Here is a 6,751-nt window from a genome sequence, read left to right as displayed (position 1 = left end):
GTCATGAACAGGGCGGTGCCGAGCGCGGTGTAGTCGGCGTGCGCGGACAGCAGGGCGCGCTGCTGGCGGGGCGGGCGGGGCAGCGGCGGGAATCGACCGGGCTCCGCGCGCATGTGGTCGGTGAGGATCGGGTCGGTGGAGGTGCCGCGCTGCATGGCGATCAGGTCGTCGACGCCGACGCCGCTGCCGAGCATGGTGAGGGTTTCCGCACCGGCGGAGGTGCCGATCATGACGTCGGCGGTGCGCGGATCCCAGTCCAGCACGTCCCGCGTCGCGGCCAGCGCGGCGACGATCCAGGCCATGCCGACGGTGCCGCCGCAGCCGATGGCGAGGCCACGTCGCTGTGGCCCGTTCCTGTTACTCATGGTTTCGAACACTAGCAGTATTCACATACCGACGGTATCCCAAATCTTTCAGTACATAGAATCGTGGCCATGGCACGAATGACCAGGCCCGAGAGCCAGGCCCGCACCCGCGCGGACCTGCTCGCCACCGCACGCGAGATGTTCCTGCGGGACGGGTACGCCAGGACCAGCCTGGAAAAAGTCGCCGAAGAGGCCGGGTACTCCAAGGGGGCGGTCTATTCCAATTTCAAGACCAAGTCGGCGCTCTGCCTCGAGGTGCTCGAGCTCATCCACGAGAGCAAGTTCTCCGAGCTGAGCGGTCTGCTCGCCGGTGAGGACGCGCTCGAGGATCGGATGGAGCGCTTCCAGAGCTGGGCCGAACGCACACTCGGCGATGTCGGGTGGACGCTGCTGGAATTCGAGTTCGCCATCGTCGCCCGCGACGACGCCGACCTGCAGGCCGCACTGGTTTCCAGCCTCAGCGCGATGCGCGGGGCCGCGGCCGCCCAGTTGCAGGCGCTGGCCGACTCCATGGGTGTGGTGCTGCCGATGTCAGCGGAGGACTCGGCCACCACGATCCTGAGTCTCGGTCTGGGCCTGGGCATTCAGCGGGCCCTGGACCCGGGCATCTCCGCGCGCCTGATCACCGATGCGGTGCAGGCCATGCTGGCAGCGGCCGTGCCTGTCAACGGAAGTTCAGGGTCCATTCCCCGCGATACTGCAATCGGGTGACGCTGACCGGGGGAACGTCGATGCGCCAGAACGACTTCGCGGGCGCGTCGAGGGTGACCAGCAGGGCGGCGCGGATGACGGCCGGGTGCGTGATGGCGATGGTGGGCTCACCGTCGAGGGCGATATCGGCGAGCCATTCGCCGGTGCGCTCGATGACATCGACCACGGCCTCGCCGCCGTGGCCGCGATAGCCCGGATCGGTGAGCCAGAGGTAGAGGTCCTCCTTGGGGACCGACATGAGTTCGCCACCGCGCCAGGCTCCGGCGTCCAGATCGCGTAGTCGATCGTCCTCGTCGCCCGTGAGTCCCATCAGGGTGGCGGTCTCGACCGTGCGGCGCTCGGGCGCGGTGATGACCCGCGCGGCACTCAACCGGCCACAGGCCGTGGCCGAGCGGCGGCCTGCCTCCGTGAGTGGTTCGTCGACGGGAAAACGTGCCTTGCGCATCGCCTCTGTCATGCCGTGACTGACAAGATCGAGTCGGAGCACCTTCTGCACGGACGGAAGCCTACGCGCGGGGACCAGGGGCGTACCCCCGATTGCTCGGTCTTCGCTCACCCCCTCCAGCCCGTGAATCGGACATGCCGGGAGAACCATCCGATAGGGGCCGGTTCGCGAACTCTGTCGGTGGGCGGGTGCAGACTGGGGCGATGGATCGGTTCTCCCCCGCGACCAGAGAGTGGTTCGACGGCGCGTTTCCCGCGCCCACGGCCGCACAGCTGGGGGCGTGGGAATCGATCGCGGCGGGGCAGCACACGCTGGTGATCGCGCCCACCGGCTCGGGCAAGACGCTGTCGGCCTTCCTGTGGGCCATCGATCGGCTGGCGACGCGGGAACCGGTCGAGGGGCCTCGCAAGACCTCGGTGCTCTATATCTCTCCGCTCAAGACGCTGGCGGTGGATGTGGAGCGGAATCTGCGGGCGCCGCTGGTGGGTGTCACGCAGACGGCCAAGCGGCTGGGGGTGGACGCGCCCGAGATTCGGGTGGGGGTGCGGTCGGGGGACACCAGTGCCGCGGATCGGCGGAGCATGCAGCGCACGCCGCCGGACATTCTGATCACCACGCCGGAATCGCTGTTCCTCATGCTGACCTCGGCGGCGCGGGAGTCGCTCAGCGAGGTGCGTACGGTGATCGTGGACGAGGTGCACGCCATCGCCGGGTCCAAACGCGGTGCCCACCTGGCGCTTTCGCTGGCGCGGCTGGATCGGCTCACCGAAAAGCCCGCGCAGCGCATCGGGCTGTCGGCGACCGTGCGGCCACCCGCGGAGGTGGGCAGATTCCTGGTCGGCAGCGCGCCCATCACCATCGTCGCGCCGCCCGCGCCCAAGACCTTCGACCTGTCGGTGCGGGTGCCGGTCGCGGATATGACCGAACCCGATGCGGGGCAGGAGGATTCGGATCAACCGGGCTCGATCTGGCCGCACGTAGACGAGGCCATCGTGGATCTGGTGCTCGAGCATCGGTCCTCGATCGTGTTCGCCAATTCGCGGCGACTGTCCGAACGGCTCACCGCGCGCTTGAACGAGGCGTACGCGGCGCGGCTCGGGGAGGCGGTGGACACCGAGCACAAGCCGCCCGCCCAGTTGGGGGCGTCCACCGAGGTGATTCACGGTGCGACAACGCTTTTGGCGCGCGCCCACCACGGGTCGGTGAGCAAGGAGCAGCGGGCGCTGATCGAGGACGACCTCAAGAGCGGGCGGCTGCGGTGCGTGGTCGCCACCAGCAGTCTCGAACTCGGCATCGATATGGGTGCGGTGGAACTGGTGGTGCAGGTGGAGGCCCCACCGTCGGTGGCCTCGGGGTTGCAGCGGGTGGGGCGCGCCGGGCACCAGGTGGGTGAGATCTCGCGCGGGGTCATCTTCCCCAAGCATCGCACCGATGTGGTGCACTGCGCGGTGGCGTCGATGCGTATGACGGCCGGGCAGATCGAGGAACTCCAGGTCCCGGCCCATCCCCTCGACATCCTCGCCCAGCAGACGGTGGCGGCGTGCGCGCTCGAGCCGATCGACGCCGACGCCTGGTTCGACACCGTGCGGGCCACGGGAAGCTATGCGGCGCTGCCCCGTTCGGCCTACGAGTCGGTGCTGGATCTGCTCGCGGGCCGCTATCCGTCCGACGAGTTCGCCGAACTGCGGCCGCGCATCGTCTGGGACCGCGACGCGGGCACCCTGACCGGCCGCCCGGGCGCACAACGACTCGCCGTCACCTCCGGTGGCGCGATTCCGGACCGCGGGCTGTTCCCGGTCTTCATGGTGGGCGAAAAGGCTTCCCGCGTCGGTGAACTCGATGAGGAGATGGTCTACGAATCCCGTGTCGGCGACGTTTTCGCCCTGGGCGCGACCAGCTGGCGCATCGAGGAGATCACCTTCGACCGGGTGCTGGTGACCCCGGCCTTCGGCCAGCCCGGCCGACTCCCCTTCTGGCACGGCGATTCCCTCGGTCGTCCCGCCGAATTGGGTGCGGCGCTGGGCGAATTCGTACGCCTCGCGGGCCAGGCGGTGGATCTGCACCGCGCGGAGGGAAAAACCGCGACGCGGGCCGCGGGAGCCGATCCGATCGGCCTGGCGACCGCCCTCCAGGAATTCGCGGAGGGACGAGACGAGCAGCCCCGAGCCGGGAGCGGCGTGGCCACGAAGTCCGGCGACAAGGCGAAAGCCACGGACAAGGCGAAAGGCCGTGCGGACAAGGCGAAAAGCCGTGCGGGCAAGACGAAAGCGACCTCGGGCAAGGCTGGAGCCTCGGCAGGAGAGGCCGAGACCGAGCTGGAGCGGGTGTCTCGGGCGGCGGGGCTGGACGCCAACGCGACCGGAAATCTGGTGTCGCTGCTGGCCGAGCAGCGGGAGGCGACCGGCCAGTTGCCGACCGACAAGACGCTGGTGGTCGAGCGGTTCCGGGATGAACTGGGCGACTGGCGGGTGGTGTTGCATTCGCCGTACGGGCTGCCGGTGCACGCGCCGTGGGCGCTGGCGGTGGGGGCGCGCTTGCGGGAGCGGTTCGGGGTGGATGCCGCGCCGACGCCCTCGGATGACGGGATCGTGGTGCGGCTGCCCGACACCACCGATGACCCGCCCGGGGCGGAGTTGTTCGTCTTCGAGACCGATGAGATCGATGATCTGGTGACCGAACAGGTCGGCGGCTCGGCGCTTTTCGCGTCCCGGTTCCGGGAGTGCGCGGCACGAGCGCTGCTGCTGCCGCGGCGTGATCCGGGCAAGCGGGCCCCGCTGTGGCAGCAGCGGCAGCGGGCGGCGCAACTACTCGATGTGGCGCGCAAGTTCCCGGATTTCCCGATCCTGCTCGAGACGGCGCGCGAGTGCCTGCAAGACGTGTACGACCTGCCGTCGCTGCGGGAGCTGCTGGGTCGGGTGGCGCGGCGGCAGGTGCGGCTCGTCGAGGTGGAGACGGCCACGCCGTCCCCGTTCGCGAATTCGCTGCTGTTCGACTACATCGGGCAGTTCATGTACGAGGGCGACTCTCCGCTGGCAGAGCGGCGAGCGGCGGCCCTGTCGCTGGATTCGAGCCTGCTGGCGGAGTTGCTGGGGCGGGTCGAGCTGCGGGAGCTCCTGGACGCGGCGGTGCTCGAGCAGACCGAGCGGGAACTACAGCGGCTCACGCCCGAACGGCACGCGCGGGACCTGGAGGGGCTGGCGGATCTGCTGCGGCTACTCGGGCCGATCACCGCCGCGGAGGCGGGTGAGCGATGTGTGGCGGATCCTGCCGAGTGGTTCGCGGAGCTGGTGAAAGCGCATCGGGCGCTGGAGGTTTCGTTCGCGGGCTCGCGGTGGTGGGTGGCCATCGAGGATGCCTCACGACTGCGGGACGCGCTGGGGGTGCCGCTGCCGATCGGGGTTCCGGCCGCGTTCATCGAGCCGGTCGCCGATCCGCTGGGCGACCTCATCGGGCGGTACGCGCGCACGCACGGGCCGTTCACGCTGACCGCCGTGGCGCATCGGTTCGGGCTGGGTCCGGCCGTGGCGGCGACCGCGCTGCATCGCCTGAGCGTCGAGAAACGGGTCGTGGAAGGCGAATTCACGCCCGGCTCGGCAGGGTCGGAATGGTGTGACAGCGAGGTGCTGCGCCGGTTGCGCCGTCGCTCGCTGGCCGCCGCCCGCAAGGAGGTCGAGCCGGTAGCGACCGCCGCGCTGGGTCGGTTCCTGCCGTCCTGGCAGCACGTCGGCAGCGGGGAGCTGCGTGGCGTGGACGGTGTCGCGGCGGTGGTGGAACAGCTTGCGGGCGTGCCGATTCCGGCGTCGGCCTGGGAGTCGCTGATCCTGCCGTCGCGGGTGCGCGACTACTCCCCCGCCATGCTCGACGAGTTGATGGCGACCGGGGAGGTGATCTGGTCCGGGCACGGGTCGATCACGGCCAAGGACGGGTGGATCGCTCTGCACCCGGCCGAGGGGGCGGGGCTGACGTTGCCGCCGCCGGACGATATCGATCTGACCGAACGGCATATCGCGCTGCTGACGGCGTTGGGGGCCACCGTGATCGGCGGCACCGTGGACTCCGGGGCGCGCGACGACAGTGATCCGGCGAACACCGCTCTACCGAAGGGCGAGTACCAGGTGGTGGCGGGCAGCACCGGCGGCGCGTACTTCTTCCGTCAGCTTCTCGACGGCGCGGAGGGCGAGGACGAGACCGCGGTGACGGCCGCGCTGTGGGATCTGGTGTGGGCCGGGCACATCGGCGGCGACACCTTCGCACCCGTCCGGGCCCTGCTGGCCGGGACGACCCGCACCACGACCGCGCATCGCACGCCCCGACGCGCCCCGCGCGGGCGAATGTACCTGCCACGCACCGGCATGCCCGCCCGCACCTCGTCACCGCAGGTGGCCGGGCGCTGGTCGCTGCTCCCGGAGCGGGTGGCCGACAATACGATTCGCGCGCACGCCACCGCCGACGTGCTGCTGGAGCGGTACGGGGTGCTGACCCGCGGCTCGGTGCAGAGCGAGGGCGTGCCCGGCGGGTTCGCCCTCATGTACCGGGTGCTCACCGAATTCGAGGATCGCGGCCGCTGCCGACGCGGCTACTTCGTGGATTCCCTGGGCGGCGCGCAGTTCTCGACCACGGATGTGGTGGATCGACTACGGTCCTTCGACACCGACCGCACCCGCGCCGGCGACGGGTTCTCCGCCGACCCGGTCGGCAAGGCCGTGGCGCTGGCCGCCTGTGATCCGGCCAATCCCTATGGCGCGGCGCTCCCCTGGCCCAAGGCCGCCGCCGAGGGTGCCGGGCACCGGCCGGGCCGCAAGGCGGGAGCCCTGGTCGTCCTGGTCGAGGGCGAGCTGGCCCTCTACCTGGAACGCGGCGGCAAAACCCTGCTCACCTTCAGCGAGGACCCGGCGATCCGCACCGCGGCCGCCACCGCCCTGGCCGCCCTCGTCCACGACCGCCGCGTCGACTCCCTGGTCATCGACCGCGTGAACGGAGAGTCCGTGCACGGCAACACCTTCGCCGGTTTCCTCACCGAGGCCGGTTTCGCCGCCACCCCCAAGGGTTTCCGCCTCCGAGGCCGACCGTGAGCCGCCATGCCGGAAGGTGACACCGTCTTCCTCGCCGCCGCCCGCCTCCGAAAAGCCTTGGCAGGCAAGGAACTCACCCGCAGCGACTTCCGAGTCCCGCGCTACGCCACCCTCGACCTGAAGGGCCAACCCGTCGACAGCGTAGGCACCTACGGCAA

The 6,751-nt window shown here is 70.3% G+C and carries 3 protein-coding genes and 2 pseudogenes; 3 read left to right on the top strand and 2 right to left on the bottom strand.

The annotated features are described in order from the left end of the window. Nucleotides 1-365, bottom strand: a pseudogene (locus ACWELQ_RS33735) (hypothetical protein); the annotation flags it as partial. A gap of 69 nt (nucleotides 366-434) precedes the next feature. Between ACWELQ_RS33735 and ACWELQ_RS33730 the strand changes: the two are divergent. Further along, the gene (locus tag ACWELQ_RS33730) at nucleotides 435-1,076 is read left to right on the top strand and encodes a TetR/AcrR family transcriptional regulator (protein ID WP_452401082.1); all 642 of its coding nucleotides are present in this window, start codon (nucleotides 435-437) and stop codon (nucleotides 1,074-1,076) included. Here the strand turns inward: ACWELQ_RS33730 and ACWELQ_RS33725 are convergent. After that, nucleotides 1,030-1,572, bottom strand: coding sequence for a histidine phosphatase family protein (locus ACWELQ_RS33725; protein WP_452401081.1), 543 nt, complete (start codon nucleotides 1,570-1,572; stop codon nucleotides 1,030-1,032). The two genes, ACWELQ_RS33730 and ACWELQ_RS33725, sit on opposite strands and share 47 nt — an antisense overlap. A 152-nt stretch (nucleotides 1,573-1,724) precedes the next feature. Here ACWELQ_RS33725 and ACWELQ_RS33720 point away from each other — a divergent pair, with 152 nt between their 5' ends. After that, a complete protein-coding gene (locus tag ACWELQ_RS33720) occupies nucleotides 1,725-6,593 on the top strand; it encodes an ATP-dependent helicase (protein ID WP_452401080.1) in 4,869 nt (1,622 codons plus the stop codon). Nucleotides 6,594-6,599: 6 nt separating this feature from the next. Next, nucleotides 6,600-6,751 (top strand): annotated as a pseudogene (locus ACWELQ_RS33715) (Fpg/Nei family DNA glycosylase); the annotation flags it as partial.

It is taken from the genome of Nocardia sp. NPDC004722 (assembly GCF_053601505.1).
The sequence above is the reverse complement of the archived record's forward strand: the minus strand, read 5'-3'. Positions and strand labels throughout refer to the sequence as shown.

Bases quoted from the DNA above. Each gene is read 5' to 3' on its own strand.
- ACWELQ_RS33720 (WP_452401080.1), top strand. From the start codon at position 1,725: ATGGATCGGTTCTCCCCCGCGACCAGAGAGTGGTTCGACGGCGCGTTT.
- ACWELQ_RS33730 (WP_452401082.1), top strand. From the start codon at position 435: ATGGCACGAATGACCAGGCCCGAGAGCCAGGCCCGCACCCGCGCGGAC.